Annotated in this window: 23 protein-coding genes and 1 pseudogene; 7 read left to right on the top strand and 17 right to left on the bottom strand. The window is 73.8% G+C overall.

What is annotated here, in order from left to right; genetic code table 11:
• Window positions 1-265 precede the first annotated feature (265 nt).
• Window positions 266-1,309, top strand: a complete 1,044-nt coding sequence (locus O7602_RS02000) for an IS30 family transposase (protein ID WP_281584264.1) — start codon at window positions 266-268, stop codon at window positions 1,307-1,309.
• A 465-nt stretch (window positions 1,310-1,774) separates the two neighbouring features.
• Here O7602_RS02000 and O7602_RS01995 read toward each other — a convergent pair.
• From O7602_RS01995 to O7602_RS01970, 6 genes and pseudogenes are all read right to left on the bottom strand, one after another.
• Window positions 1,775-2,644, bottom strand: a pseudogene (locus O7602_RS01995) (hypothetical protein); the annotation flags it as partial.
• 99 nt (window positions 2,645-2,743) lie between these two features.
• Window positions 2,744-3,991 (bottom strand): adenylyltransferase/sulfurtransferase MoeZ, encoded by a 1,248-nt coding sequence (gene moeZ, locus O7602_RS01990; protein WP_281586547.1) that lies wholly within the window; start codon window positions 3,989-3,991, stop codon window positions 2,744-2,746.
• A gap of 42 nt (window positions 3,992-4,033) precedes the next feature.
• On the bottom strand, window positions 4,034-4,825 hold the full coding sequence (locus O7602_RS01985) for a DUF3152 domain-containing protein (RefSeq protein WP_281586546.1): 792 nt from the start codon (window positions 4,823-4,825) through the stop codon (window positions 4,034-4,036).
• 64 nt (window positions 4,826-4,889) lie between these two features.
• Window positions 4,890-5,771: a DUF3152 domain-containing protein gene (locus O7602_RS01980; protein ID WP_281586545.1), complete on the bottom strand. Its 882-nt coding sequence runs from the start codon at window positions 5,769-5,771 to the stop codon at window positions 4,890-4,892.
• A gap of 71 nt (window positions 5,772-5,842) precedes the next feature.
• Window positions 5,843-6,883, bottom strand: coding sequence for an alpha/beta hydrolase (locus O7602_RS01975; RefSeq protein ID WP_281586544.1), 1,041 nt, complete (start codon window positions 6,881-6,883; stop codon window positions 5,843-5,845).
• A 40-nt stretch (window positions 6,884-6,923) separates the two neighbouring features.
• The gene (locus O7602_RS01970; protein ID WP_348651306.1) at window positions 6,924-9,845 is read right to left on the bottom strand and encodes a hypothetical protein; all 2,922 of its coding nucleotides are present in this window, start codon (window positions 9,843-9,845) and stop codon (window positions 6,924-6,926) included.
• A 148-nt stretch (window positions 9,846-9,993) separates the two neighbouring features.
• Here O7602_RS01970 and O7602_RS01965 point away from each other — a divergent pair, with 148 nt between their 5' ends.
• The 4 genes from O7602_RS01965 to O7602_RS01950 all read left to right on the top strand — a co-directional run bounded on the left by O7602_RS01965 (window position 9,994) and on the right by O7602_RS01950 (window position 14,247).
• Window positions 9,994-10,632 (top strand): TetR/AcrR family transcriptional regulator, encoded by a 639-nt coding sequence (locus tag O7602_RS01965; RefSeq protein WP_281586543.1) that lies wholly within the window; start codon window positions 9,994-9,996, stop codon window positions 10,630-10,632.
• Between the two features lie 65 nt (window positions 10,633-10,697).
• Entirely contained in the window at window positions 10,698-10,925 is a 228-nt protein-coding gene (locus tag O7602_RS01960) for a DUF3107 domain-containing protein (protein WP_030502928.1), read from the top strand.
• Window positions 10,926-11,242: 317 nt separating this feature from the next.
• A complete protein-coding gene (locus tag O7602_RS01955) occupies window positions 11,243-12,925 on the top strand; it encodes a DEAD/DEAH box helicase (RefSeq protein ID WP_281586542.1) in 1,683 nt (560 codons plus the stop codon).
• A 179-nt stretch (window positions 12,926-13,104) separates the two neighbouring features.
• Complete coding sequence (locus O7602_RS01950) at window positions 13,105-14,247, top strand: SAM-dependent methyltransferase (protein WP_281586541.1); 1,143 nt, start codon at window positions 13,105-13,107, stop codon at window positions 14,245-14,247.
• Here O7602_RS01950 and O7602_RS01945 read toward each other — a convergent pair.
• Window positions 14,244-14,675, bottom strand: a complete 432-nt coding sequence (locus O7602_RS01945; protein WP_281586540.1) for a hypothetical protein — start codon at window positions 14,673-14,675, stop codon at window positions 14,244-14,246. The two genes, O7602_RS01950 and O7602_RS01945, sit on opposite strands and share 4 nt — an antisense overlap.
• A 189-nt stretch (window positions 14,676-14,864) precedes the next feature.
• Here O7602_RS01945 and O7602_RS01940 point away from each other — a divergent pair, with 189 nt between their 5' ends.
• Window positions 14,865-15,284, top strand: a complete 420-nt coding sequence (locus O7602_RS01940) for a helix-turn-helix transcriptional regulator (protein ID WP_281586539.1) — start codon at window positions 14,865-14,867, stop codon at window positions 15,282-15,284.
• A 76-nt stretch (window positions 15,285-15,360) separates the two neighbouring features.
• Here the strand turns inward: O7602_RS01940 and O7602_RS01935 are convergent, their stop codons facing one another.
• The 9 genes from O7602_RS01935 to O7602_RS01895 all read right to left on the bottom strand — a co-directional run bounded on the left by O7602_RS01935 (window position 15,361) and on the right by O7602_RS01895 (window position 24,188).
• Window positions 15,361-16,281, bottom strand: a complete 921-nt coding sequence (locus O7602_RS01935) for a hypothetical protein (RefSeq protein ID WP_281586538.1) — start codon at window positions 16,279-16,281, stop codon at window positions 15,361-15,363.
• A 112-nt stretch (window positions 16,282-16,393) separates the two neighbouring features.
• The gene (locus O7602_RS01930) at window positions 16,394-16,624 is read right to left on the bottom strand and encodes a heavy metal-associated domain-containing protein (RefSeq protein ID WP_281586537.1); all 231 of its coding nucleotides are present in this window, start codon (window positions 16,622-16,624) and stop codon (window positions 16,394-16,396) included.
• 128 nt (window positions 16,625-16,752) lie between these two features.
• Entirely contained in the window at window positions 16,753-18,870 is a 2,118-nt protein-coding gene (locus tag O7602_RS01925; RefSeq protein WP_281586536.1) for a DEAD/DEAH box helicase, read from the bottom strand.
• A gap of 131 nt (window positions 18,871-19,001) precedes the next feature.
• On the bottom strand, window positions 19,002-20,111 hold the full coding sequence (locus tag O7602_RS01920; RefSeq protein ID WP_281586535.1) for a branched-chain amino acid ABC transporter permease: 1,110 nt from the start codon (window positions 20,109-20,111) through the stop codon (window positions 19,002-19,004).
• Window positions 20,108-20,998: a branched-chain amino acid ABC transporter permease gene (locus O7602_RS01915; RefSeq protein WP_281586534.1), complete on the bottom strand. Its 891-nt coding sequence runs from the start codon at window positions 20,996-20,998 to the stop codon at window positions 20,108-20,110. Before O7602_RS01915 ends, O7602_RS01920 begins: the two co-directional genes overlap by 4 nt.
• A complete protein-coding gene (locus O7602_RS01910; RefSeq protein WP_281586533.1) occupies window positions 20,995-21,729 on the bottom strand; it encodes an ABC transporter ATP-binding protein in 735 nt (244 codons plus the stop codon). Before O7602_RS01910 ends, O7602_RS01915 begins: the two co-directional genes overlap by 4 nt.
• A gap of 56 nt (window positions 21,730-21,785) precedes the next feature.
• The gene (locus O7602_RS01905; protein ID WP_281586532.1) at window positions 21,786-22,529 is read right to left on the bottom strand and encodes an ABC transporter ATP-binding protein; all 744 of its coding nucleotides are present in this window, start codon (window positions 22,527-22,529) and stop codon (window positions 21,786-21,788) included.
• 4 nt (window positions 22,530-22,533) lie between these two features.
• Window positions 22,534-23,736 carry a substrate-binding domain-containing protein gene (locus O7602_RS01900; protein ID WP_281586531.1) on the bottom strand — a complete coding sequence of 401 codons (1,203 nt, stop codon included), beginning with the start codon at window positions 23,734-23,736 and terminating at the stop codon, window positions 22,534-22,536.
• Between the two features lie 206 nt (window positions 23,737-23,942).
• Window positions 23,943-24,188: a hypothetical protein gene (locus O7602_RS01895; protein ID WP_281586530.1), complete on the bottom strand. Its 246-nt coding sequence runs from the start codon at window positions 24,186-24,188 to the stop codon at window positions 23,943-23,945.
• Window positions 24,189-24,626: 438 nt separating this feature from the next.
• Between O7602_RS01895 and O7602_RS01890 the strand changes: the two genes are divergently transcribed.
• Window positions 24,627-24,857: a winged helix-turn-helix domain-containing protein gene (locus tag O7602_RS01890; RefSeq protein WP_281586529.1), complete on the top strand. Its 231-nt coding sequence runs from the start codon at window positions 24,627-24,629 to the stop codon at window positions 24,855-24,857.
• 641 nt (window positions 24,858-25,498) lie between these two features.
• Here O7602_RS01890 and O7602_RS01885 read toward each other — a convergent pair.
• The gene (locus O7602_RS01885) at window positions 25,499-26,617 is read right to left on the bottom strand and encodes a glycerophosphodiester phosphodiesterase (protein WP_281586528.1); all 1,119 of its coding nucleotides are present in this window, start codon (window positions 26,615-26,617) and stop codon (window positions 25,499-25,501) included.
• Between the last annotated feature and the right edge of the window lie 5 nt (window positions 26,618-26,622).

Raw genomic sequence — 26,622 nt, 5'->3', positions numbered from 1 at the left:
GATCATGAAGTTGGCAGCGCTCCAGGAGATCAACTTCGCCGCCAACTTCATGATCGCCGCCTTGCCCTCGGGAGAGAGGGGCTCGGGCTAGGCAGTTCGGTCGATCATGGACTTGTGGTGCCAGTGAATGCCGGAGTTGTCGGATATTGGAGCTGCCACAACTCCTAGATCGACGCGACCAGCGGAGATCTTGGAGGGAAACGGCCCTTGGGGCGGGGTCAATAGTTGGTTGCATCGTTTCCGGTGATCTTGGTGGGGTGGTGTGATGGCTGCGCGGTTGTCGTTGGGTGAGCGTGAGGAGATCGCGGTCGGGTTGGCTCGGGGTGAGTCGATGGCCGGGATCGGTCGACGGTTGGGTCGTCAGCCGTCGACGGTGTCGCGGGAGGTACGGCGTAACTCGTTGCACGCCCACGCGGTCGTCTACGGTCGGCCGGAGATGGCGTATCGGGCGGTGCGCGCGGAGCGGGTGTCGGCGGCTCGGCGGCCACGACGTCGTGCGGGGTGTCTGGCGCGGCCTGGGCCGTTACGGGAGGTCGTGCTGGCCCGGTTGGCCGAGCGGCACTCGCCGCGGCAGATCGCGGTGCGGCTGCGCGCCGACTTCCCGAACCGACCGGAGATGCACGTGTCCCACGAGACCATCTACCAGGCCATCTACCTGCAAGCCCGGGGAAACCTGCGGGCCGAGTTGACGCGGCAGGTCGCGCTACGGTCCGGACGCGCCACCCGGCAGCGCCGGCCCGCCGCCGGCGCCGCGATCCGATCGCAGCGGCCCTGGCTGGGGTTGAACATCAGCGCGCGTCCCGCCGAGGCCATCGACCGGGCGGTACCCGGGCACTGGGAAGGCGACCTGGTCATCGGCCGTAACGGCACCTCCGCGGTGGCGACCCTGGTCGAACGCGCCACCCGGTTCCTGATCCTGGTCGCCCTGCCCGACAGCCGCGTCAGCGCCCACGTCGTCAGCCAACTCACCACCGCCATGAGCCGACTACCGACCATCCTGCGCCGCTCACTGACCTGGGACCAAGGCGCCGAAATGGCCCAACACGCCACGTTCACCCTGGCCACCAACTGCCCCGTGTTCTTCTGCGACCCGCACAGCCCCTGGCAACGCGGCACCAACGAAAACACCAACGGCCTGCTACGCCAGTACTACCCCAAAGGCCACTTCGACTTCCGCACCATCAACCAACACGACCTCGACACCACCGCCATCCAGATGAACAACCGCCCCCGCCAAACCCTCAACTGGCGCACCCCCGCAGAGAAACTCCAAAAATTCCTCACCAGCACCGATGCAACCACCCCTTGACTCCAAGTGGAGGGGCGCTTCACTTCCAAGATCTCCGTCATGCGGGATCGAGGACTCCGGGATCGCTTGCTACGCCACTCGGAGGGGGCCTCCGGGGGATGCCTCGGGCGGGTCGATCGAGGGCGGGTCGATCGAGGGCGGGTCGATCGAGGGCGGGTCGATCGAGGGCGGGTCGGTCCAGGCGGTGCCTGTCGCCCGCGGGATCGGAGGCGAGGCCGGGCCGGAAACGGAACCCGAGAACAGGTCAGGAACGGAATCCGAGAACAGGTCGGAAACGTGACCGGAGAAGGGCTCGAGGCCGGAACCCGAGGGTTGGCCGAGGCCGGGGGCGGGGCTCGGGGGGCGAGGCGTCGGCGCGTCGGGGGCGGAGCGCGGGGCCGGCAGGGCAGGCGGCAGGACGGGCGGCGCGATGGTGCTCGGCAGCACGAACGGCGCGCCGGAGACCGGGGCCTCGAACGTGTTCGGGCGGCAGGCCCGGATCGCCCGCAGCGTCGTGTGCACGTCGAACTGGTGACCGTCGTCGCTGTCCCAGCCACCGTCGCTGCGCTGGGTCTCGGCCAGCCGCCGCCGCGCGGACACCAGCAGCCACTGCTCCTCGCCCACCTCCACCCGGCGCAGGGTGGCGGCGAGCCAGGCCACGTCGGCCGGGGACATCTCCGGGATCCGGTCGGCGAGCACCGCCTGGATCCGCGCCGACTCGTAGAACATCTGCTGACGGTGCAGCACGGCCGCGGCCAGCCACCCGGCCGGCAGGAACGACGGCCAGGTGCCGTCCGGCCCGAGCTGCGCGGCGAGCATGTGGGCCGCCGCCTGCACCACCCCGGCGTACGCCCCGCCGACCCGGTGGTCGAGCGGGCCGGCGGCGCGGGCGTCCAACCCGGCCACGGTGAGCCAGAAGCCGGCGCCGGCGGTCAGGTAGAACCGGGCCTCGGGATCGCCGGGCGTGGCCCACTCCGGCGCGAACCCGGCAAGCGACAGGTGCTCGTCCCAGCCGCCGTCGGCGAGTTGGCCGGCGGCCAGCCAGTCCAGCGCGTGCCGGGCGGCGGGGCGGCCGAGCGCGCCGAGGTCGTCCAGCTCGGACAGGCGGAAGCAGGTCGCGTCGACGGAGGCGACGTCGCCGTCGAGCACGGCGGGCCAGCCGCCGCCGGGGAGTTGGCCGGACTCCGCCGCGTCGAGTAGGTCCGGCGACGCCGGCGTGCCGGTGCGCAACCGGGACAGGCGGGCGCGCTCCACCGTGTCACCGTGTGCCACGACGAACCCGATCGCCGCTTCCAGATCGACCACGGCGGTGACGCTACCTGCGCGGACGCGGTTACGCCTCGGTAGCTCGGCCAGGGTTTGGGCCGAACCGCCGGGCGGTCAGGGGCACAAGGCGCGAAAGCCCCATCACTCACGGACGTGAATGTTCGGTGAGTGATGGGGCCCCCGGGCGACTCAGTACGCGGGCAGCGACGGGTCGATCTGCTTGATCCAGGAGAGCACGCCGCCCTGCACGTGCACCGAGTCCTTGAACCCGGCCGCCTTCAGCGCGGCGAGCGCCTCGGCCGACCGGACGCCGGACTTGCAGTGCAGCACGATCTGCCGGTCCTGCGGGAGCTTCGCCAGCGCCTCGCCCGAGATGATCTCCCCCTTGGGGATCAGCGTCGAGCCGGGGATCCGGACGATCTCGTACTCGGCCGGCTCGCGCACGTCGACCAGGAAGATGTCCTTGCCGGCGTCCTGCCACTCCTTGAGCTCAAGCGCGGTGATGGTGGAGTCGACCACCGCCTCCTGCGCCTCCTCGGAGACCGCGCCGCAGAAGTCCTCGTAGTCCTCCAGCAGGTCGGTGACCGTGGGGTTCTCGCCGCAGAGCGCGCAGTTCGGGTCCTTCCGAACCTTGATCTTGCGGTAGCTCATCTCCAGGGCGTCGTACACCATCAGCCGGCCGACGAGCGGCTCGCCGATGCCGGCGAGCAGCTTGATCGCCTCGTTGACCTGGATCGAGCCGATGGAGGCGCAGAGCACGCCGAGCACGCCGCCCTCGGCGCAGGACGGGACCATGCCGGGCGGCGGCGGCTCCGGGTAGAGGCAGCGGTAGCAGGGGCCGTGCTCGGCCCAGAAGACCGACGCCTGGCCGTCGAAGCGGTAGATCGAACCCCAGACGTACGGCTTGCCGAGCAGCACGGCCGCGTCGTTGACCATGTAGCGGGTGGCGAAGTTGTCGGTGCCGTCGACGATCAGGTCGTACCCGGAGAAGATGTCCTTGACGTTCTCCCGGTCCAGCGCCGTGTTGTGGATCTCCACCTGGACCAGCGGGTTGATCTCGCGGATCGAGGCGGCGGCGGACTCGGCCTTGGACCGGCCGATGTCGGAGACGCCGTGGATGATCTGGCGCTGGAGGTTGGACTCGTCGACGGTGTCGAAGTCGATGATGCCGAGCGTGCCGACACCGGCGGCGGCGAGGTACATCAGGGCGGGCGAGCCGAGACCGCCGGCGCCGACACAGAGCACCCGGGCGTTCTTCAGCCGCTTCTGCCCCTCCACCCCGACGTCGGGGATGATCAGGTGGCGCGAGTAGCGGCGGATCTCGTCTACGGTCAGCTCGGCGGCGGGTTCGACGAGCGGGGGCAACGACACGGTGAACTCCCCGGGATCGGCGGTGGGACCGCGCCATTGTCGCTCGCGAAGGCGGGGATCGGCCATGACGAGGGACACCCGGCCCGAACTGCGGGACCGGGAATAACGTCAGACGCCGTCGGTCGGCTCGCCGGAGTAGCGGACCCCGTCGACGTACGGCCAGGCGTTCGGCACGCAGCCGTCCAGCCCGTACGTCTGCTGCTGCATCACCGGGGCGGGGAGGCCGGGTGCGGGGCACGCCTGGTGCAGCTCGCCGAACTCGTGCCCGACCTCGTGGTTGATCACGTACGTCCGGTAGACGTCGAGCGGGGCGCCGTAGTCGGGCACCGCGGTCATCCAGCGCGCCAGGTTGAGCACGACCCGCCCGGGCAGGCGGCACGAGGTGTACCGCTCGGTGTGCAGGCCGCCCTCGGCGCACATCCGCTCGGAGGTGACCGGGGTGGCCAGATAGATGGTGAAGTCGGCGGCGGCGGCCTCGGGCACCCGTTGCACCCGCAGTTGCCCGGAGGCGATCCAGCTGCGCGGGTCGCCGAGCACCGAGTCGACGGTGGCGGCGAACCCGTCCGCGTCCTGCCCCGTACCCCGCTCGACCTCGACCCGGTAGCGGCGCAGCGGGCCGTCGTCGCCGCGTACCGCCGATCGTCCCTGGGCCACCGCGAAGGTGCCGGGGCCGGCGGTGGGATAGCCGGTCGGCGTCGGCCGGTGGTCGGTGTCGGCGTCCGGCATCAGGGTGGGCTCGGCGGCGAGCGGGACCCGCGCGGACCGCGCCGGCTCGCTCAGCCGGGTGATTCCCGCCGCGCCGCCGCCGGCCGCGAGCAGCATCGCCAGCAGCAGCACCGACCGTCGGCGGCGGCGGCGCATCCGGCGCAGCCCGGGGCGTTCCGGCGGAACGTACGTCATGACCTCAGCGTGCCACGCAATTCGGGCATTTAGCTGCTTTTGCCGCCCAAGCCGCGAATAACCTTCACAACGACGGTCCGGTGTACCGCTTCCCGTGCAGGTACGGCCACGGGTTCGGCCGGCATCCGTCGAGGAACAGGGTCTGCTGCTGCATCACCGGCGCGGCCCGACCCGCACCCGGGCACCCCTCGTGGTGGTGCCCGAGCTGATGCCCCACCTCGTGGTTGATCACGTAGAGCCGGTAGGCGTCGAGCGGCATTCCGGCCGCGACCAGGTGCGGCGCGGAGGTCCGCCACCGGTCCAGGTTGATCACCACCTTGCCGGGCAGCCGGCACGACGTGTACGGCACGCCGCCCTTACGGATGTCGATCCCGCCCGCCCCGCACAGCCGGCCGGCGGTGTCCCGGGTGGCCAGATAGATCGTGAAGTCGTACCGGCCGCCCGGCGCGACCCGCCGCAACCGCAGCCGGCCGCCGTCCACCCAGCTCCCCGGACCGGCCAGAGCCCGTTGCACCGCGTCGCCGAAGGCAACCGCTTGCTCACCGGAACCGTTCTCCACCGCCACCCGGAAGCGGCGGACCGCCCCGGCCCGACCGAGCACGTCGCCGGCCCGGGCGTCGTACCCGAAACTGCCCCTGCCGTGGGAGGGCACCGGACCGGGCAGCGCCAGCACCGGCCCGGCCGGCGGGCTCGGCGACGGCGGGACGCTCGCCGACGGCACCGCCGGGCCCGAGGGCTGCGCAGGGCCCGACGGCTGCGCAGGGCCCGGGGGCTGCGCCGCGAACCCGTCGGTGACCAGCTCGTCCGCGCCGGCCGGCGGAAGTCGCAACGCCACGCCGACGCCGACCGCCGCGGTGGCGAGAAACGCGCAGACCACGGCGACGGCACGCCATCGGTGGACGCGGGGCGTGAACCGCGCGGCGCGCGGACGGCGGAAGTTGGACATCCGGCTCAGCCTGCCACGTCGCGCCCGCATTCGCTCTCCGCCGTCCCGGCGACCAGGGCCGTGGCCTGCGGTTACCGCCCGTTCGACCCCGGCGTGGCGACCTCCGGCACCTCGGCTGCCTCGGCCGCCTCGGCTGCCAGGCCGGCGGCCCCCGGCGAGGACCCGGCCGGGGCCGCCTCGGCGAGCAACGCCAGCACCGCCCGCGCAACGGTCCGGGGCACCTCCAACTGCGCCACGTGCCCGACACCGTCGAGCATCAGCAGCCGGCTGTCCGGGATCACCCGGGCCGCCTGCGGTGCGACCCGCACGTCGACCAGGCGATCCTGCCGGCCACCCACCACGAGCGTGGGCACCCGCACCGCCGCGGCCTGCCGCCAGAGCGCGCCCGCGCCCGGCAGGTACGACCGCAGGAAGCTGCCGACAAGGCCCCGGAACGTGCGGACGTAGGCCGCCGCGTAGTGCGCCGCTTCGTACCGGATCCGGATCTCCTCGATCGCCTCCTGCCGGCGCTGCTCGCTGATCCGGGTCAGGTCCGCGACGCACGACTCCATCACCTGCTGCGCCATCGCCTCCGGAGCGAGCTGCGCGAGCCGCCAGGCAGCCAGTCGCTCACCCCGGGGGATCACCAGCACCGGCAGCATCCGCCCCTGCAACGAACGCCGGAAGTCCAGGAACGGCAGGGCCGGCGAGATCAGCGTGAGCGTGCGGACCAGATCCGGGCGCGACGCCGCCACCCGCACCGCGACCGCGCCGCCCAGCGAGTTGCCGAACAGGTGCACCGGCCCCCGGTCGCTGTGCTCGATCCAGCGGACCACCCGGTCGGCGAAAGCCGGGATCGTGTAACGCCGCCCGGGCTCGCTGCGCCCGAAGCCGGGCAGGTCGATCGCCTGGCCGTCGAGCCGGCCCGCGAGCAGGCCGGCCAGGTCGGTCCAGTTCTGCGCGGAGCCGCCGAGGCCGTGCACGTACAGCGCCGGCTCGGCGTCGGGCGCGGCGGCCGGGGTGTCCCGGACGTGAACGAGCGTGCCGTCGAGCGGCACGTGCCGGCCGGGCCAGGGCGGCGGGACATGAGGTGCGGGGAGGGCACGGTCCGGCCAGAGTGCGGCACGCTTCATGTCTCCAGTCTTCCCCGCACCGGCACCCGCCGCACACTCCTCAGGCGAGCAGCGCCTCCAGGCGCCGGTTCACCGCCGCAAGCGTGGCCCGGACCACGGCCTGCCGCGGGTCGCCGGCCACGAGCGCCGAACCGGCCAACTGCTCCACCCAGCCGTCGCAGACCAGCAGCACCACCACGGTCGCCACCTCACAGTTGCCGAACGGCACCACGGCGGCGTGCTCCACGAAACACCGGCCCCGCTCGCCGGCCGGCGCCTCGCCGCCACCGAGCAGTTCGTCCACCGCGACGGCCGCGGCCACCGCGCAGAGCCGGAGCACGTACCCGTCGACGGCCGGCCCGGTCGCGTGCCCCTCGGCCGCCCGGTCCCCGGCGATCAGGCGGACCTCCGTGGTGGCGTCCAGCCCGAACGTGCTCACCAGCACGTGGTCGATCACCACCCGGGGCCCCGGCGCGCCGCCGGGGTCGAGCGGTCGCGACGGCGCGGTCTCCGTCGTGGTCATCTGCCCACCGGAGTACGAGGTGCCGAGCGTGACCGGGCTGCCTGTGGACATGCCGGTCGGCGCGGCGGCGAGCGAGGTGTCGTCCACCGTGGCCCGACCCCGGTGGGTGGCCTGCCGGCGGCGGCGCGGCGGCTCGCCGCCCGGCTCGGTCTCCTCGACCGGTACGTCGGCCGGTCGACCGGTACGCGACTCCCCCACGCCGAACCGGCCCTCGCCGGAGCCGTTGTCGGCCGGGCGGTTCGGCGTCGGCCGCCCCGCACCAACCCGCGCCGGCGCGTCGTCCTCGCCCCGACCGACCGCCCCCGCGACCCGCGCACCTGGCTGGTCGTCGGCGCGTGGCTGCGGCGTACCGGATCGGCTCTCGGCCAACTCGGCGAGCCGGTCGGCGCGCGGCGTCGCGGACCGGCGGCGGACCGGCGGCGGCGGTACGGGCGGCGCGCCGGGCAGGTTCTGCGGCGCGGCGGCCAGGCCCATCCGTTCCTGGAGCAGGCGGGCCACCAGCCGGCTCACGTCGGCCGGATCCGCGCCGTCGGCCAGGTCCAGCCGGAGGCTGTGCGCGCCGGCCGGGGTGCGGCGGAGCGCGGCGTCCCGGACGCCGGCGACCTCGCGGACGGCGTCCAGGATGGCATTGACGTCGAAGCCCTCGGGCCGCTCGCGCAACGGCGCGGGCTCATCGTCGCGGCGCAGGTGGGTGGCGATGCGGGCGAGTTCGGGGGTCTCCGCGGACGGTTCCACGGCCGGCGGCTCCGGCACGATCGGCACATCCGGCTCGGCGGGGACGCGCTGCGGCAGCACCGCCGGGGCCGGTTCGGCCGACCGGTCCTCGGCGACCGTGCCGACGGCCGGCGGCTCGGGGGCGGACCGGCGGGCCGCGTAGGGCGGAGCGCTTGTCGGACGGGGTGCGACGGGCGGGTCGAAACGCCCCGTCCCACCCGTCGCGGGCACGGCGGAGAGGGGCGGGACACCGCCCGGCTCGGCGGTCGAGCGGTCCGGCACGCGGCGCGGCCCGTCGCCCGGCTCACCGGCGGCCCGGGCGGTCGGCGCGGGCGCGTACGCCGAATCGTCGGCGGTCGGGGCGTGCGCCGGCTCGTCGACGGGCGGCCCGGGGGCGTACGCCGGCTCGTCGACGGCCGGGGCGTAGGCGGCGGGCGGCGGACCGGCGGGCGCCTCACGGGAGACCGGCGCGCCGGCCGGCTCGGGACGGGTGGCCCCGCCGAACGGGGTCACCGGCACCGGCGGCCCGGCCCAGGAGGGCCGCTCGGCGGGCGGCTCGTAACCCGGCCGCGGATCCTCGCGGGGCAGCCGGAACGGCCGGGTCGGCTCGGGGTGCGACGGCTCGTGACCGGCGGCCGACTCCGCGCGCAACGGCTCGTACGGCCGGACCGGCTCGGGCCGGGGCGGCTCGTAGCCGGCGGGCGGCTCGACGCGGGCCGGCTCGTACGGCCGCACCGGCTCGGGCGCCCACTCGGCGGCGCGGGCGGCGCGGCGACCGCTCGGTTCGTCGTCCCGGGGTCGCCGGTCGGCGGGATCGTCGTCGCGGGTCGCACGGTGGCTGGCCGGCTCGTCGGTGCGGGCCCACGGCGGAGCCCAACCGTCACCCCAGCTCGGACGGTTCCAGGACGGGCCGGGCCGGGCCGGCTCGCCCCCCGTGGTCGGGTCGTCGGACCCGGCTCCCCGGGGGCCGGCGGCGGCCCGGGGATCGGCGCCTCGACTGTCGGTGGTGGCCGGCGGCCCCTCGGGCGGGCGCGGGTCGGCCGGGCGGTGCGCCGCCGGATCCGCCGGGACCTGGTCGGCATGGCCCGCGCCGGCGGCCGGCGGGTCGGCCGGGCCCCGGTCGGCCCAGCCGCGGCGGGACGACAGCGCGGGGTCGACGGTGGGCGCGTGGAAGCCCGGCGGCATCTCGAAGCCGGAGGCGGCGGCGCCGACCGGCGGCACCTGGAGCGCCGGGGGCGCGGAGGTCGGACCGCTCTCCGCCCACCGGGGGACCCGGCCGGCGGACGTGTCGTCCGAGGCGTGCCGGGAGCCGGCGGGGTCGGTCGGGTCGGGTTGCTGCTCGATCGCGGGCGCGGGGCGCGGGGCCGGCACGGCCAGCCGGTCGCCGTCGGTCTCCCGGGGCGGCTCCGCCACCGGCGGGGCACTGACCGGCGCCTGGCGGGTCACGGGCGACTCCTCCCCGGCGTGGCGCACGCCGTTGACGTGCCGGCCGTTGGCGTGGACCGGCGGCTCCCCGGCCACGTGACCGGGCAACGGGGCCGGCAGGTCGCCGTGTCGGGGCGAGGAGGCGGCCCAACCGCCACCCAGGTCGCTGTAGGGCCAACCGCCGGGCGCCGGAGCCCCGCGGGACCAGCCGTTCGCCGGGGGCGCCCAACCACCGCCGGTGCGGGCCGGGTCGTCCTGCTGGCCCGTCCCGTCGCCGTGCTCTCCCGGGGTGGGGGCTCCGGGTTGCCCTGTTTCACTCACCGCGCGCTCCTTGGTCGCCCCCGCTGAGGCTACCGTGTGGTGACAGTGGCGATAAGTTACAGCGGCGGGCCAATTCCGCGACGGGTTCACGAACCCGGTCCGGTTCGGGCGATACGTGCCGGCTCGACGCAGATACTCGGAGGTTCCCATGACCGCAGTGGGGAACGGTGCCCAGACCGCCGGCCGGCCCACCCGCCTGCCCCGCTCGGCGCGCCGTAAGCAACTGCTCGCCGCTGCTCAGGAGGTGTTCGTCGCGCACGGCTACCACGCTGCCGCGATGGACGACATCGCCGAGCGGGCCGGCGTCTCCAAGCCCGTTCTCTACCAGCACTTCCCCGGCAAGATGGAGCTCTACCTGGCGCTGCTGGACACGCACTGTGACGCCATCGTCGCCAACGTGCACGACGCGATGCGCGGCACGCAGGACAACAAGGAGCGGGTCAGCGCCGCCGTGCGGGCATACTTCGACTTCGTCGACCACGAGAGCGAGGCGTTCCGCCTGGTCTTCGAGTCCGACCTGCGCAACGACCCGGCCGTGCGGCAGCGGGTCGAGCGGGTCGAGCAGGGCTGCATCGCGGCGATCACCGACACCATCATCTCGGACACCGGGGTGAGCCGGGCGCACGCCGAGTTGCTCGCCTCCGGCCTGGTCGGCGCGGCGGAGACGGCCGCCCAGTTCTGGCTGGCGGGCGGCCGGCAGGTGGCCAAGCCGGAGGCGGAGGCGCTTGTCGCGGCGCTGTCGTGGCGCGGCATCGCGAGCTTCCCGCTGCAGGGTGAGTCAGCCTGACCATCGCCCCGTCCGATCGGATAGCCTTCCCACGGTGGCTTTTTCGCCCCAGTTGAGGAGGCACAGTGGAGGTCAAGATCGGCGTGCAGTACGCGCCGCGGGAGCTGGTCCTGGAGAGCGCGCAGTCGCCGGCCGAGATCGAGCAGATCGTGACCGACGCCTTCGCCAGGAGTGAGGGCACGCTCTCCCTGACCGACGAGAAGGGCCGGCGGGTCATCGTGCCGGTCGGCAAGGTCGCGTACGTCGAGATCGCGGAGGCCTCGCCCCGCGCGGTCGGGTTCACCGTCCGCTGACCCACGTCGCACCGGTCGCCGTGGCGGGGGTCACCCGCCGCGGCCACCATCCCCCTCCATGTGACACAGGTCACATGAAGCGCCCCCCAGTGGCCCGCCGGCACCCGGAATCGGGACGCCCCGCGGGCTGTTCGGGTAGGATGAAACAGTTGCCGTGGGCATCGACCTGGTCAGCCCCGCTGATCAGCACCGGTCCCCGGCGCGCGTGCGGCCCGGTCCGGCTCGGCGAAACCGCCCCCGACCGCGTGGCCCGCGCCAAACCGTCCGCGCCCTGAGGACATGAGGGGCGCACCACGAGAGGGCACCCCCACATCCACATGAGTGAGCAGATCTCGGGCCAGCCACTGGCCCCCACAGCTCCGGTCCCCCCGGAGGCACCCACGTTCGCCGACCTCGGCGCCCGCCAGGAGACCGTCGAGGCCCTGGCCGCCGCGGGCATCACCCGCGCCTTCGCGATCCAGGAGTACGCGCTGCCGATCGGCCTGCGCGGCGTCGACCTGATCGGGCAGGCCCCGACCGGCACCGGCAAGACGCTCGGCTTCGGCATCCCGCTGCTGGAGCGGGTCTTCGCCCCGTCCGAGGGGAGCGACGGTGTGCCGCAGGCACTCGTCGTCGTACCCACCCGCGAGCTGGGCATCCAGGTCGCCAAGGACCTCGACGCCGCCGGTCGCACCCGGGGCATCCGGGTGCTGCCGATCTACGGCGGCGTGGCGTACGAGCCGCAGATCGAGGCGCTGCGTAAGGGCGTCGAGATCCTGGTCGGCACGCCCGGCCGCCTGCTCGACCTGCAGAAGCAGAAGCACCTGCGGCTCGACCGGGTCCGCGCGCTCGTCCTCGACGAGGCCGACCGGATGCTCGACCTGGGCTTCCTGGACGACGTCGAGAAGATCCTCGCGATGCTGCCGGAAGACCGGCAGACGATGCTCTTCTCGGCCACCATGCCCGACCCGATCGTCGCGCTGTCCCGACGCTTCCTGCGCCGGCCGGTGACCATCCACGCCGGGCACACCGCCGAGACGGGCCCGTCGCCGCAGACCCAGCAGCTCGCCTACCGCACTCACTCGATGAACAAGGTCGAGATCGTGGCGCGGATCCTCCAGGCCGAGGGGCGCGGGCTGACCATGATCTTCTGCCGCACCAAGCGGGCCGCCGACCGGGTCGCCGAGGATCTCGACTTCCGCGGCTTCGCCGTGGCGGCCGTGCACGGCGACCTGGGCCAGGGCGCCCGGGAGCGGGCGCTGCGGGCGTTCCGCGCCGGCAAGATCGACACGCTTGTCGCCACCGACGTGGCGGCCCGGGGCATCGACGTCACAGGCGTCACCCACGTGATCAATTACGACTGCCCCGAGGACCAGGACACCTACACCCACCGGATCGGCCGCACCGGCCGGGCCGGTGCGAGCGGTGTCGCGGTGACATTCGTCGACTGGGACGACATGCCCCGCTGGCGGATCATCGACAAGACCCTCGGGCTGGACATGCCCGAGCCGCCGGAGACCTACCACACCTCCCCGCACCTCTACACCGACCTGGACATCTCCCGGGACGTCAGCGACACCCTGCCGACCGCCGAGCGCACCCGCGCCGGCCTCTCGGCCGAGGTCGAGGAAGACCTGGGCGGCGGTCGGTCGCGGCGGGACGGCCGACGCGGTGACAGCCGTGGCCGTGGCGGCGAGCGCGGTCGCGGTGACGGCCGCGGTCGCGGTGGCGAGGGCCGACGCGGTCGCGGCGGCGACACCGGCGGCGCACCCACCGACAGCGAGGCGACCACCGCCGGTGCGGACGAGGGCACCCGCACTCCGCGTCGGCGGCGCCGCCGACGGGCCGGCGAGACGGTGGCCGGCGAGCAGCCGACCGCAGTGATCACCGCCGAGGCCGAGCCCGCCGAGGCGGCCGCCACCGGCGAGGGCGAGACCGCCGCCAAGCCGCGCCGTCGCCGGCGCCGCCGTGGCGGCGGCTCCACCACCACGGCCGAGGCCGGCGCCACCCCCACCGACTGACTGACGCACACACCCGGCCCCCGGATCCACCAGATCCGGGGGCCACTCCCTGCCCGACCGGCCCGAGCCCCGGGCCGGTCGATCATGAAGTTGGCCGCACGACACGCCGTGCCGGGCCGACGCCAACCTCATGATCGACGCAGGGGGACGGCGAGGAGACGGAAGGAAAGGGACACGGCATGGCGGAACCGTTGGACGCGGCGCTGCGGGAGGTACGGGCGTTGCTGCTCGACCCGGCCCTGACCCGGGCCGTGGCTGCCGGCCGGCGGCGTGGGCAGCGTCCCTCGGTGGTACGCGCGGAGCTGCGCCCGGTCACCCTCAAGGCCGGGAGCCGACTACAGATCGCCACCTCCGACGGCGCCCGGCCACACACCCGCAACGTCGCCCTCGGCGCGGAGGCCGGCACGGCCGTCGACGAACTGCTCGCCGAGCCGTTCGGCAACTGGCACGTGGAAACCGCCGGCACCACCCTCCAGCTGCGCGTGACCAAGTCCGGCGAGGCGCAGGTGCACCGCGCCGCCGCCAGCCGGCCGGTCGCCGAGCCCGGCGGACACGACCGCGCGAAGGACTGGCTCCTCGACCCGGGTGATCCGCTGTTCGCCGCGATCGGCGGATCCGCGGCCAAGCGCCGACAGGTCGACGCGTTCCTCCGGGCGCTTGCCGCGACCCTCCCCGACGACCTCACCGGCCCGCTGCGCGTGGTGGACCTGGGCTGCGGAAACGCATACCTGACCTTCGCCGCCCACCGTTACCTGACCGGGCGCGGCCTCGACGTGACGCTCGTCGGCGTGGACGTACGGGAGGACCAGCGCCGCCGCAACACCGAGCTGGCCGAGCGGCTCGGCTGGGCCGACCGGGTCAGTTTCGTCGCCGGCACCATCGCCGACGCGTCCGTCGAGCCGGCCCCCGACCTAATGTTGGCCCTGCACGCCTGCGACACGGCGACTGACGAGGCGCTGGCCCGGGCGGTGCGCTGGAACGCCCGCTGGGTGCTCGCCGCCCCGTGCTGCCACCACGACCTGGCCGCCCAGCTCCGGGCCCGCCCCGCCCCCGGGCCGGACGCGCTGCTCACCCGGCAGGGCATCCTGCGGGAGCGGTTCGCCGACGTGCTCACCGACGCGCTACGGGCCGGGCTGCTCCGGCTGCACGGCTACCGCGCCGAGGTGGTGGAGTTCGTCGACTCGCAGCACACCCCGCGTAACCTGCTCATCCGCGCTCGCCGAACAGCGGGCGCGCCGACCGACGAGCACCACGCCGAATACCGCGAGCTGGTGGACCGGTGGGGCGTCACGCCCCGGTTGCAGACACTGCTCGCCGACTAACGCCGGCGCTCGCTCCGGTTGCGGTCGCTACGGTCCAGCGCCGACACCCGCTCGCCCGGGCCCCGGTTGGTGGCCCGCTCGGTGTCCTGCGGCGACGTCGGGAACGGCACCACCTTCGCCGTCTGGTCGGAGTTGCCGGCGGCGGCGAAGGCGTTCCAGGAGATGTCGACGAGCAGACGCTTCAGCTCGGCGTGCCGGGCAGCGGCGTTGCGCTGGAGCGCCAGCCGCGCGCCCAGCACCACGCCGGTGAGCGTGGTGCAGATCGCACCGGTCGCGGCGATCAGGTGCACACCCTCCGCCGGGTCCCTCTGCGCCGCGAGCACCAGCAGCCAGATCCAGAAGCCGAGTGCGAACACGCCGGCCTTGGCCACGAAGAAGAGGCTCACCGCGCCAGGGCGGTGCGGAACGGGACGGTCCGGCTCGGCCATGCTGCTCCTCTGAATTCGCTGCCGGGGAGGGGTTCGACCAGCTTAGTTGACAGTTCGCAACCGTTCATGCTTCACCGGTCCCGCCGGCGGGACCTTGCGACCGATCAGTCAGTTACTTCTTCGCGCGGGCGTACTAGGCTCGTGGCGCAGAGCCGGGCGCACCGGCGGAAGGGGACAGTTCCAGCAGGGATGGGCTCCGCAGACGTTTCGCCGCAGATGGCCTTCGCGCGTTTCGTGCGACGGGCCATCGACGACGCCCGCGAAGAGCGCGGCTGGACGGTGACCGACCTCGCCACCCACACCGGTGTCGGCCGCTCCACCGTGTTCCGCTGGCTGGCCGGCGACTGGCAGGACTATCCCGAGCTCGCCAAGGTGCGCGGCTTCTGCGCCGCCCTCGATCTGCCGGTGGCCGCCGCGTTCCGGGCGCTTGGGCTGCCCGACGCCGGCACGGCACCCCGGCGCCGGGGCACCGAGGACGGTCCGGTCGAGGCCGACGTGCGGGTGATCCTGGAACGGCTCGCCGACCCGAACGTCCCCGCCGAGGAAAAACACCACATCCGCGACCTGCTCCGCTACCTGGCCCGCCGCCCGGTCCGCCGGGCCGGCTGACGCGGGCGTTCCGGCTGGCGCAGGCGGGCCGGCTGCACCGTGTACCGCCGGGCCGGCTGGCGCGCGGGCCGGCCGGTCAGGCGATGGTCAGGGTGAACTCCGCGGTCCGCACCACGCCCGCGACCTGGAAGTCCAGGAACATCCGGTAGCGACCCGGCCCGGGCGCGGTCAGCCAGAACGTCACGGCATCGCCGTCGCGCGTCGGCTCCGGATGCACATGCAGATAGCCCAGGTCACCCTCGCGCAGCGCGACCAGGTGCCCGTACGCGCCGAGGTAAGGCTCCAGCGGCGCGGCCCCGCCACCGGCGCCGGTGACCCGGAACCGCAGCGGCGCGGCCCGCCCGACCTCGGGCGTGCCGGTGTACGCGGCGGTGAACCCGTCGACCGTGGCCGACGTGGCCGGGGCGGGCAGCGGTTGGGGCGCGTACCCGCCCGGCACGGCGAGGTCGGCGCCGAGCACGGCGGCGACCTGGCGGCCGTCGTCGGCGACCACGGTGAAGTCCGCGTACATCCGCCAGGCGCCCGGCTCGGGCGGGGTCAAGGGCACCGACCAGGTGCCGTCGGCGGCCATCGTCGGATGCAGGTGCCGGTAGCCGGTGAGGTCGCGGCGCACCACGATCACGTGCATCGGCTTGTCGTGCACGACGGCGAACCGGGTGACCGCCCGACGCCTGTCGTCGCGGACCTGGAAGCGCAGCTCACCGGTGCGGCCGGCGGTCAGCTCGCGGGCCGACGGGACGAGCGTGTAGCCGGCCGAGCTGACCGACAGGCCGGTCGCGCCGTCCCCACCGCCCTGGGTCACCGTCGCCCCGTCGTGCGAGTGGGCGCCGGTGCCGGGCGCGTGGGAGTGGTCGCCCCCGGTCGTCGCAGCGTCACCGGTCGGGACGGCGGCGGCGGGGTTCGCCGGCGGATTCAGCCGGCCCAGCCCGAAGCCGAGCAGCACGGCCAGCACCAGGCCGCCCACCACCAGGGCCAACCGCAACGTCTCCCGGTCCACCGCGACCGGTCCCGCCGCCGCGCCCCCGGAGCCGGTCGCCGCACCTTCCCCGACGCCACCGACATCCGCAACGGTGCCGTCGACGCCGGGCGGACTCGCGAGTGGCGACGACTCAGGCAACGCCGCCGGCCAGCTCGTAACCCGCCTCGTCGACGGCGGCGCGGACGGACTCCACCGGCAGCGGGGCCGCGCTGGTGACCGTGGCCGTCCCCCGGGCCAGGTCGACCCGGACCTCGTCGACGCCCGGCAGGGCGGACAGTTCCCCGGTCACCGCCCGCACGCAGTGTTCGCAGGTCATCCCGGTCACGGTGTACGTCTGGACGACGGGTCGCTGCTCGGTCATGGCCCCACGGTACCGCCGGCCGGGCCGCCCGCCGCCGACGGCCGCGCGCACGGTGGCACGGCTCGCAGGAGCACAGGTGTTAAGCGGGGGCCCCGCCTATGCAGAATGCGTTAACCGGGGCCCCCGCCTTACATGCTGGCGAGGGCGAGGGGCAGCACGTCCGGCGCGCCGGCACGGCGTAGCAGCCGCGCCACCACGCCCATCGTCCAACCGGAGTCGACCAGGTCGTCGACGAGCAGCACCGGCCCACCCAGCGCGGGCAGCGCATCGGCCACCTCGTCCGGCAGGTGGAAGGCGTCGTGCAGGGCGCGTACCCGCTGGGCGCTGTTGCCGCGCGGTCCGCCGGCCCCGGCCGGGCCGGTCGGAGTGACCAGGCCGAGCAGCGGCAGCCGGCCGACCGTGGCGATCCGCTCGGCAAGCGAACCGACGAGCAGCGGCCGGGTCCGGGAGCCGACCGCGACCACGCCGGCCGGGCGGCGGGGCCACGGGTCGTCGCCGTGCGCCCACGCCTTCAGCACCTCGACCACGGCCGCCACCACGTCGTCGGGCACCGGCCCGTCCGGCGCGTCCGGCCCGACCAGGCCCCGCAACCGCCCGCCCCACCCGAGGTCGGACAGGCGGCCCACGGCCCGCCCGGGCAGCGCCTGCTCCGCCGGGGCGATCCGGCCCTTCAGGGGTACGCCGACCGCCTCCAACCCGGTCGGCCAGAGCTTCTTCGGCGCGACCTGGACGCCGGGGCGGCCGAGGAAGGTCTGCGCGGTGGTGAGCGCCTCGGCGGACACGTCGGCGTCGAACAGCGGCCCGGCGCAGTTGTCGCACCTGCCGCAGTCCTCCGCCCCGGTGTCGTCGAGCCCTTCCCGCAGGTAGCGCATCCGGCAGCCGGAGGTGGCCGCGTACTCCCGCATGGCCCGCTGCTCGGCGGCGCGCGCCTCGGCGACGCGCCGCAGGCGGGCCTCGTCGTAGGTCCAGGGTTCTCCGGTGGCGAGCCAGCCGCCGCGTACCCGGCGGACCGCGCCGTCGACGTCGAGCACCTTGAGCATCAGTTCCAGGCGGGCCCGGCGCAGGTCGACGACCGGTTCCAGGGCCTGGGTGGAGATCGGCCGGTCGGTGTCGAGCGCGGCGAGCACGGTGCGGACCTGTTCCTCGGGCGGGAAGGCGAGCGAGGCGAAGTAACGCCAGATGGCCGCGTCCTCGACGCCGGGCAGGAGCAGCACCTCGGCCTGGTCGACGGCCCGGCCGGCGCGGCCGACCTGCTGGTAGTAGGCGATCGGCGACGGCGGCGCGCCGAGGTGCACCACGAAGCCGAGGTCGGGCTTGTCGAAGCCCATGCCGAGCGCGCTCGTGGCGACCAGCGCCTTGATCTTGTTGTCGAGCAGGTCCTGCTCGGCGGCGCGGCGGTCGGCGTCCTCGGCCTGCCCGGTGTAGGACGCCACCGACCAGCCCCGGCCGCGCAGGAAGTCGGCCGTCTCGGTGGCCGCGGCCACGGTGAGCGTGTAGACGATGCCCGAGCCGGGGAGCCGGTCCAGGTGGTCGGCGAGCCAGGCCAGGCGGTGGGCCGGGCTCGGCAGTTCGAGTACGCCGAGGCGCAGCGACTCCCGGTCGAGGGTGCCGCGCAGCACGAGCGCGTCCCCGAGTTGTTCCGCCACGTCGCGGGTGACCCGGGCGTTGGCGGTGGCCGTGGTGGCGAGCACCGGCGTGTGCTCGGGCAGGTTGGCCAGGAAGGTCCGCAACCGGCGGTAGTCGGGGCGGAAGTCGTGCCCCCAGTCGGAGACGCAGTGCGCCTCGTCCACCACCAGCAGCCCGGTGGTGGCGGCGAGTTTCGGCAGCACCCCGTCGCGGAAGTCCGGATTGTTCAGGCGTTCCGGGCTGATCAGCAGCACGTCGACGGACCCGGCGGTGATCTCGGCGGTGATCTCGTCCCACTCGTCGAGGTTTGCCGAGTTGATGGTGCGGGCACGGATGCCGGCCCGGGCGGCGGCGTCGACCTGGTTGCGCATCAACGCCAGCAGCGGCGACACGATCACGGTGGGCCCGTGCTCGCCGTGCTCCCGCAGCAGCGCGGTGGCCACGAAGTAGACGGCCGACTTGCCCCACCCGGTGCGTTGGACGCAGAGCACCCGTCGCCGGTCGACGACAAGCGCCTCGATGGCAAGCCACTGGTCCTCACGCAGCCGGGCGTGGTCCCCCGCCAGCCGCCGCAGCACCGCCTCGGCCCGTTCCCGCACAACCTCCCGATCCTGCCTCATCCGGCATTTCTACCAGGGGCCGCGCACCCGCCGCTCCCGGCGATCATGAAGTTGGCGTCACCCCGCCCGGCGTGTCGCGCCGTTAACTTCATGATCGCCGGACCAGGAGCGGGCCGGGCAGCGCAGGGGGGTCAGCGGCGGGAGGGGAGGGAGGCCAGGAGCGGGGACAGGCGGGAGCGGAGGCTGGCCAGGCCGCCGGGGAAGAAGTACACCGCCAGGATGAAGACCGTGCCCAGGACGAACAGGGGCTGGCTGAGCGGGTGGCTCAGGAACGCCGGGAGGCTGTTCACGGCGTCGCTGGTGCCGAACGCGGTCAAGCGGTGGTCCAGGTACATGTAGAGGATGCCGCCCAGCACCGGGCCCCACCGCGTGCCCGGGCCGCCGAGCACCACCATCACCAGCAGCGACAGGGTCAGCTCGGACGACGTGATGTGCGGGCTGGCGCCGCCCACGATCAGCACGTAGACCACCCCGCCGGCGCTCGCCAGGCCACCGGCCAGGGTGAACGCGACAAGCTTGAACCGGTACGGGTCGAGCCCGAGCACCCCGATCCGGCGCTCGTCGTCGCGCAGCCCGGCCAGCACCCGCCCGGTCGGCGAGCCGCTGACCCGGTGCACCACCAGCACCACGAGCGCCAGGTACGCGAGCGCCAGCCAGTAGAGGTTGACCGTGTTGGTGACGCCGACGAGCGCCGCCGGCAGCCCGGACACGTCGAGCGGCAGCCCTTCCTCGCCGCCGGTCAACCCGCCGAAGTCGCGGGCCACCAGGATCGCCCCGACCTGCGCGAAGGCCAGCGTCACCATGGCGAACGCGATGCCCACGGTGCGCAGCGCCACCGCGCCGAGGAGCGCGGCGAGGGTGGTGCCGCCGACCACGGTCAGCACGCCGGCCTGCCACAGCGGCAGCCCGGCCTTGGTGACGAGCACGTCGGTGCCGTAGACGCCGGCAGCGAAGTAGAGCGCGTGCCCGAAGGAGAGCATGCCGGTGCGCCCGAACAGCAGGTCGTAGCCGGCCGCGAGACCGCCGAAGACCAGGCAGATGGCGAGCAGTTGCAGCGTGCCGGGCGAGTTCAGCGGCCCCTCGAAGATGCCGGGCAGGCTCAGCGTGGAGTAGGGCAGGACCGCCGCCACCACCAGGGCCACGAGCGGCAGGTACGGACGCACCCGGTGCCACCGGGCGGGCCGGGGCGCGAGTTCGTCGGGCACCCGCGCCGGGGGCGCGTCGACCACCGAGTTGGTCATGCGTGAGCCACCTTTCCGGCCAGGCCCTGCGGACGCAGCAGCAGCACCACGGCGAGTAGGCCGACCACGCAGAGGTCACCCAGGCCGGACGTGCCGTAGTAGTTGACGAACTGTTGCAGCAGCCCCACCGCGACCGCCGCGTACGCGGACCCGACCACCGAGCCCATCCCGCCGATCACCACCACGATGAAGGCGAAGATCAGCAGCGAGCCGCCCTGGCCGGGCGAGACGGTGCCGAAGTAGACGCCGCCGAGCGCGCCGGCAAGCGCGGCGGCGGCCCCGCCGATCGCGAAGACCAGGGTGAACGCCTTGCGCACGTCGATGCCGAGCGCGGTCACCATCTCCCGGTTCTCCACCCCGGCCCGGATGATCAGGCCGTAGCGGGTCCAGCGCAGGAACGCCAGCAGCGCGCCGAGCACCACCACGGCGGCGACGATCAGCAGCAGCCCGGCGTTGGGCACCTGCGCGCCGAGCACCGAGGTCACCTGCCGGCTCCAGTCGGGGCGCGGGAACGTACGCGGGTCCGCGCCCCAGGTGGCCTGGAGCAGCGCCACGCCGGCAAGCGACAGGCCGACTGTGACAAGCACCTGTTCGATGGTGCGGGAGTAGAGCGGCCGGATCAGCACCAGCTCGACGAGCACCGCGACGAGCGACCCGGCAAGCACCCCGAAGAGCACCGCCACCACGAAGCCGAACCCGTCCGGCCCGGCGCCCGGCAGGTTGCCCGCCGCCCACCAGGTCGCGTACGCGCCGACGCCGAGGAACAGCCCGTGCGCGAAGTTGAGCACGTCGGCGAGGCCGAAGACCAGGGACAGGCCGGAGGCGACGAGGAAGTAGAGCGCCGCCAGGCCGAGCCCGGTCAGCGTCAACAGGACCACCGTGTTCACGCGTGTACCTCCCCGGAACCGGCGCCCACACCCAGCAGCGACTTGGTGAGCGCGGTCTCCAGCAGCAGTTCCCGGGCGTCACCGGTCCAGGCGACCTTCCCGGTGGAGAGCACCACCGCGTCGGACGCCAGCCGCCGCACCACCGCAAGGTTCTGCTCGACCAGCAGCACCGGCACGGACTCCGCGACCCGTTCCAGCACCTCGGCCACCTCGGTCACCACCTTCGGCGCCAACCCCTTGGTCGGCTCGTCGACGAGCAGCAGCCGGTTGTCGTTGAGGAGCACCCGGCCGATCGCGAGCATCTGCTGCTGCCCGCCGGAGAGCGAACCGGCCCGTTGCCGTCCGCGCCGGTCCAGCTCCGGGAAGAGCGCGAAAACCTTGTCGTACGCCGGGGTGGTGCCCCGCCGTTCGGCGAGTCGCAGGTTCTCCGCGACGGTGAGCCCGGCGAAGACGCACCTGTCCTCCGGCACGTAGCCGAGGCCGTCGCGGACCAGCCGGTGGGTGGGGCGGGTCAGCAGGCTCCGCGCGCCCATCCGCACGGTGCCGCGTACCTCGCCGCCCCGGGGGGTCAGCCCGACGATCGCGCGCAGCGTGGTGGTCTTGCCGACGCCGTTGCGCCCGAGCAGCACGGTGACGCCGGTCGGTGCCACCTCGAACGACACGCCCTGGAGGATGTGCAGCCCGGCGATCCGCACGGACAGGTCCTCGACGCTGAGAACGGGTTCACTCACAGTGCCGCCCGTCGTTCGCGACTGCGGGGCTCGCAAACCCGGCTCACTCCTCGCGCTCACAGTGACTCCCCCAGGTACGCCTCCTGCACGGTGGCGTTCGCCATCACCGTTTCCGGGGTGTCGCAGGCCAGCAGCGCGCCGTGGTGCATCACGGCGATCCGGTCGGCCAGTTCCAGGATCACGTCCATGTGGTGTTCCACCATGAGCACCGCCCGCCCGCTGTCCCCGGTCAGCGACTTGATCACGCGGACCAGCTCCGGCACGTCCTCGGCGCTCACCCCGGCCATCGGCTCGTCCAGCAGCATCACCCGGGGTTCCCCGGCGAGCAGCAGGGCGATCTCCAGCTTGCGTTTCTCGCCGTGGGCGAGCGTGCCGGCCAACGCCGTACCCCGGTGGTGCAGGCCGACCCGGTCGAGCGCCGCGTCGGCGGCGGCGGCCACCTCCCGGTCGGCCGCCGCCCGCCGCCACAGCTTCAGCGAGCCACCCCGGTGCGCCTGTACGGCGAGCCGGACGTTCTCCCGCACCGTCAGCGAGCCGAAGACGGAGGACGCCTGGAAGGTACGCCCCAGGCCGAGCCGGGCCCGCCGGTGCACCGGGAGCGTGGTGACGTCCGCCCCGTCCAGCACGACCCTGCCCTCGGTGGGCCGGCGCAGGCCGGTGATCAGGTTGAACAGCGAGGTCTTGCCGGCGCCGTTGGGCCCGATCACGCCGAGGAACTCCCCCGGCGCCAGGTCGAGGTAGACGGAGTCGACGATGGCGACCTCACCGATCCGCCAGGTCAGACCGCGGGTGGCGAGCACTTTCTCAGCCCTTCATCTGCGCGACCGGCGGCGCGCTCTCGTCGCCGGTCAGGGTCTTCTGCGCGGTGGCCGTGAACGCGGTGCCGCTGCCGGTGAGCTTGGCCTGGTACATCGGCTGGAGCAGCGCGTGGTCCTCGGCGCGGATCTTCATGGCGCCCTTGACGCCCTCGAACTCCCAGCCCTCAAGCGCGGTGACCATCTTCTCCACGTCGTCGCCGCCCTCCTGCACCGCGCGGACGATCATCTGCGCGGCGGCGAACCCGTCCGGGTGGAACAGGTCGAGCGTGCCGCCGGGGATCTTCGCCTTGGCGGCCTTGGCGGCCTCGGTGTCGCTTGCCCCGTCGAAGTAGTGCGACAGGAACGAGATCTTGTTGCCGGCCGCGCCGAACGTCGGCCAGGACGCGCGGATGTCCAGGCCGGTGACGACCGTGGTGGAGGCGAGCACGCCCTGCTGGTCGAGCGTCTGCCACATCGCGCCGGCGGTGGTGCCGGCCCAGGCGACGAAGAGCAGATCCGGCTTGGCGCCCTTGATCTGGCTGGCGAACGGCGTGAACTCGGTGGCGCTCGCCGGCGCGCGTACGCTGCTCACGGTCGCGCCGGCGCCGCCGATGACGGCCTTGACGGCGGCCTCGTTCGCGTCGCCGAACGCGCCGTCCTGGGCGAAGACGACGACCTTCTTGCCCGTCGCGTCGCCGATGAACGACCGAGCGGTCACCACGTCCTGCCAGGACTGCCGCCCGGACCGGAAGGTGTACTTGTTCGCGCCGGTCACCCCGTCCGTGGCGGCCGGGCCGGAGATGAACAGCACCTTGTTCTGCGCGGCGATCGGGGCCACCTGGAGCGCCACCCCGGAGGAGGTGGACCCGGCGATGATCTTCGTACCCTTGCCGATCAGGTCCTTGGCGGCGGACACGGCCTTGGCCGGGTCGCCCGCGTCGTCGGCCTCGGTCACCTCGATCGTGCGGTCACCGACCTTGCCGGTGCCCTTGGTGGCGAAGTCCAGGCCGGCTTTGAACCCTTCGATGTACTGCTTGCCGTAGCTGGCCAGCGGCCCGGACTGGGAGTAGACCAGGCCGACCTTGACCGGCGCGGCGTCGCCGCCGCCGGAGGCGGTGTCCTGCGGGCTGCCACACGCCGTGGCAGCAAGCGTGGCCGCCATCATCGTGGCGGCGGAAAGGAACACCCGTCGCGTGTGCCGGATCGTCATTGCGACTCCAGGTGAGGACAGGAGGATTGTCAGTTGTCGGCTCACGCTAGAAGTGACGTCACCCACGGGCTATGTGGTCGGCGCACACAAGTCTCCGGGGCCGGATGGCCGCGCGTTACAACCCCGGACACCACCTCGTAACCGCGCCGACCCGGGATGGCCCCGCCCACCACGCGGGGCGCGGCCGGAATGTCGGGCCCGCCCATTCACCGCCGGCCACACTCCCCGTCGTGGTCGGCAGCACGCGGGCAGCGCCGACCCCCGTCGAGCACCCGGTCACACCAGACCCAGTGGCGTACGGACTGCTCGTCCTCCCGCGACACGGTCGTCCCGGCGCGCTCCACGTCGGCCAGGAAACCGAGCGCCCGGCAGATGGCCCGCGCGAAGCCCCGGGCGCCGTCGAGGTCGGCCGCGAGCACCGGCAGGTGTACGACGAACCGCTCCCGGCTCACCGGTACGCCCCCGACGCGAGCCAGCGCTTGAGCGCCCGCTTGCGAAGCCGCCGCTCGCGGATCTGCCCGACGCTGAGCGGCCGGCACGACTCCGAGTGATGCCAGCCCTCGTCCGGAAGCCGACGCCCGCGCCTTCGCCGCGCGGGTGGGAACAGGTTGCGCACGGGTTCTCCTCCCAGCCGTTGGAGGCGACCCGCCCACGGATGGGGGACGCGGGCGGGTCGCCGGCACCGAGACCGCAGCCCGTTCGGCGGTACGGCCCCGGAGCCCAATCCGGGCCCGACTCCCGAGGTTTGCCGAACCAACCGGAGCCGGACGCGGTCAGCCTACCCAAAATATTTGTGTAGGTCGAGCATGAGGCTCGTGCGTTCAACTTGTTGCAGTTGCTGGTGTAGGCCCGGCATGATCGGAGGTGCCGAACCAACCGGAGTCCTCACCATGCCCACAGCCGAAGCCCCATACCGCCACATCGCCAACGAACTCGCCGCGAAGATCAGGAGCGGCGAGTTGAAGCCCGGCGACAAGCTGCCCTCGACGCGCGAGCTTGCCGAAAGTTACGGCGTCCACATGAACACCGCCTCGCGCGCTCTGTCTCTGCTGCACGATCGCGAGCTGATCACCGGCCAGCCCGGTCGCGGCACCTACGTCGCCCAGCCACCGGGACAGTAGCCTCGCGCCTCCTAGCAACTTGATGGCGTAGACGACTCACGCCCGGACCCGCCAAGCAGGTCACGCCGGGGCCCACAGGTCCGTGGTCACCATGGCGAGCGGTGGCAGCGAACGCCACGCGCCGCCGCGCGCTCGGCGGTGGACCCCGACGCGGTCCACGGCGGTCACGGTGAGGGCGGCCGAGTTCGACGGCGCGATCCAAGCCACCCCTAGCGTTCCACCCGTCGACGGAGCGAGCCACGACTGGAACGCCACGGGTGTCTGCGGGCCGGTGGCCCACGCACAGGCCGATCCATTTTCGCCATCAAGTTGCTAGGCGCCGCACGGGCACTCCCCTTCGCCCGCCTTTAGAGCTGACAGCGGCAAACGACTCGTGCTCCCGGTCCTCGTGGCCTGACGCGGCCAGCGGCCAGCGGCCAGCGGCCAGCGGCCAGCGGCCAGCGGAACGCTTGAGTCCAAAGGCAGCAGGCGAGGAGCCTCTCCCGGGATGAGACAAGCGGCAGTCCCGAGCGCCAACAGCCGACGTGGGCCGGCCGGAGGCCCCCAGAGCGGCCCACACCACGAGCCGGACGTGCGTCGGGGCACCCGCATCGTGCGGGCACCCCGACAAGCCAAGAAGCCGACGAGCCGACAGGCGGAAATCAGCGGCCGGCGCGGGCGGCGACGGCGGTGTCGGGCTGGTCGGCGAACGCGCCGTCCAGGCCCAGGTCGAAGAAGAGTTCGTACTCGGCGGTGATGTCGCCGCGCGCGTTCGGGTCGGCGCCGAGCCGGAAGTCCAGCGGCAGGAACTGGTTCTCGGCGCGGAACGTCCAGGCGTGCACCACCAGGCTGAGCCGGTGCGCGTCCCGGATCACCGAGGTCGGCGTGAGCAGCCGGCCGGCGCTGTCGCGGGGCACGATCAGGTTCTTGTTCAGGCCGACTCCGTCGGCGTACCGGGACACCCAGGCCAGGCCGGCGGTGGTGGCCAGATCGGCGTAGGTCCGGCGGTCACCGGCCGCGGTGAAGTCGTAGGGCGCGCCGGTGGCGTCCATGAGCTGGACCAGCCGCACGTCGGTCAGCTTGTCGAGCTTGCGCAGGTTGGCCGTCTCGAAGCTCTGGATGAAGACCGGGTCGTCGCGGTGGGTCAGCCGGTTGCGGCGGAGCACCGTGACCAGCGGCTCCTCCAGCGGGCGCCCGATCGAGGCGAAGTAGGTCGGGTGCTTCGTCTCCGGGTAGACGCCGATGGTCCGGCCGCGCGCCTTCGACTCGGCCCGGGCCAGGTCGATGACCTCCTGCAGGGTGGGGATCTCCAGCTTGCCGTCGAACGCGGTGTTGGTCACCCGCACCTGCGGCAGCCGCTCCTTGGCGCGCAGCGTCTTCAGCTCGGCAAGCGTGAAGTCCTCGGTGAACCAGCCGGTGACCGCCACCCCGTCGATGGTCTTCGTCGCCCTGCGGGCGGCGAACTCGGGGTGTGCCGCCACGTCCGTCGTACCGGAGATCTCGTTCTCGTGCCGGGCGACCAGGACGCCGTCCTTCGTCGAGACCAGGTCCGGCTCGATGAAGTCGGCGCCCTGCCGGATGGCCAGCCGGTAGGACTCCAGGGTGTGCTCCGGCCGGTAGCCGCTCGCGCCGCGGTGGCCGATCACGATCGGTCGCTGGGCCGCGCGGGGTCGCTCGGCGCGGGGATCCGGGCCGGCCTGGGCAGCCACGGCCGGCGCCACCAGGGCCGCCGCCGCGAGCAGCGCGCCGGCCACGCCGAGGGCGGAAAGGGTACGTCGCAACGCCG

It is taken from the genome of Micromonospora sp. WMMD1128, from assembly GCF_027497235.1.
Classification (GTDB): Bacteria; Actinomycetota; Actinomycetes; order Mycobacteriales; family Micromonosporaceae; genus Micromonospora.
The sequence above is the reverse complement of the archived record's forward strand: the minus strand, read 5'-3'. Positions and strand labels throughout refer to the sequence as shown.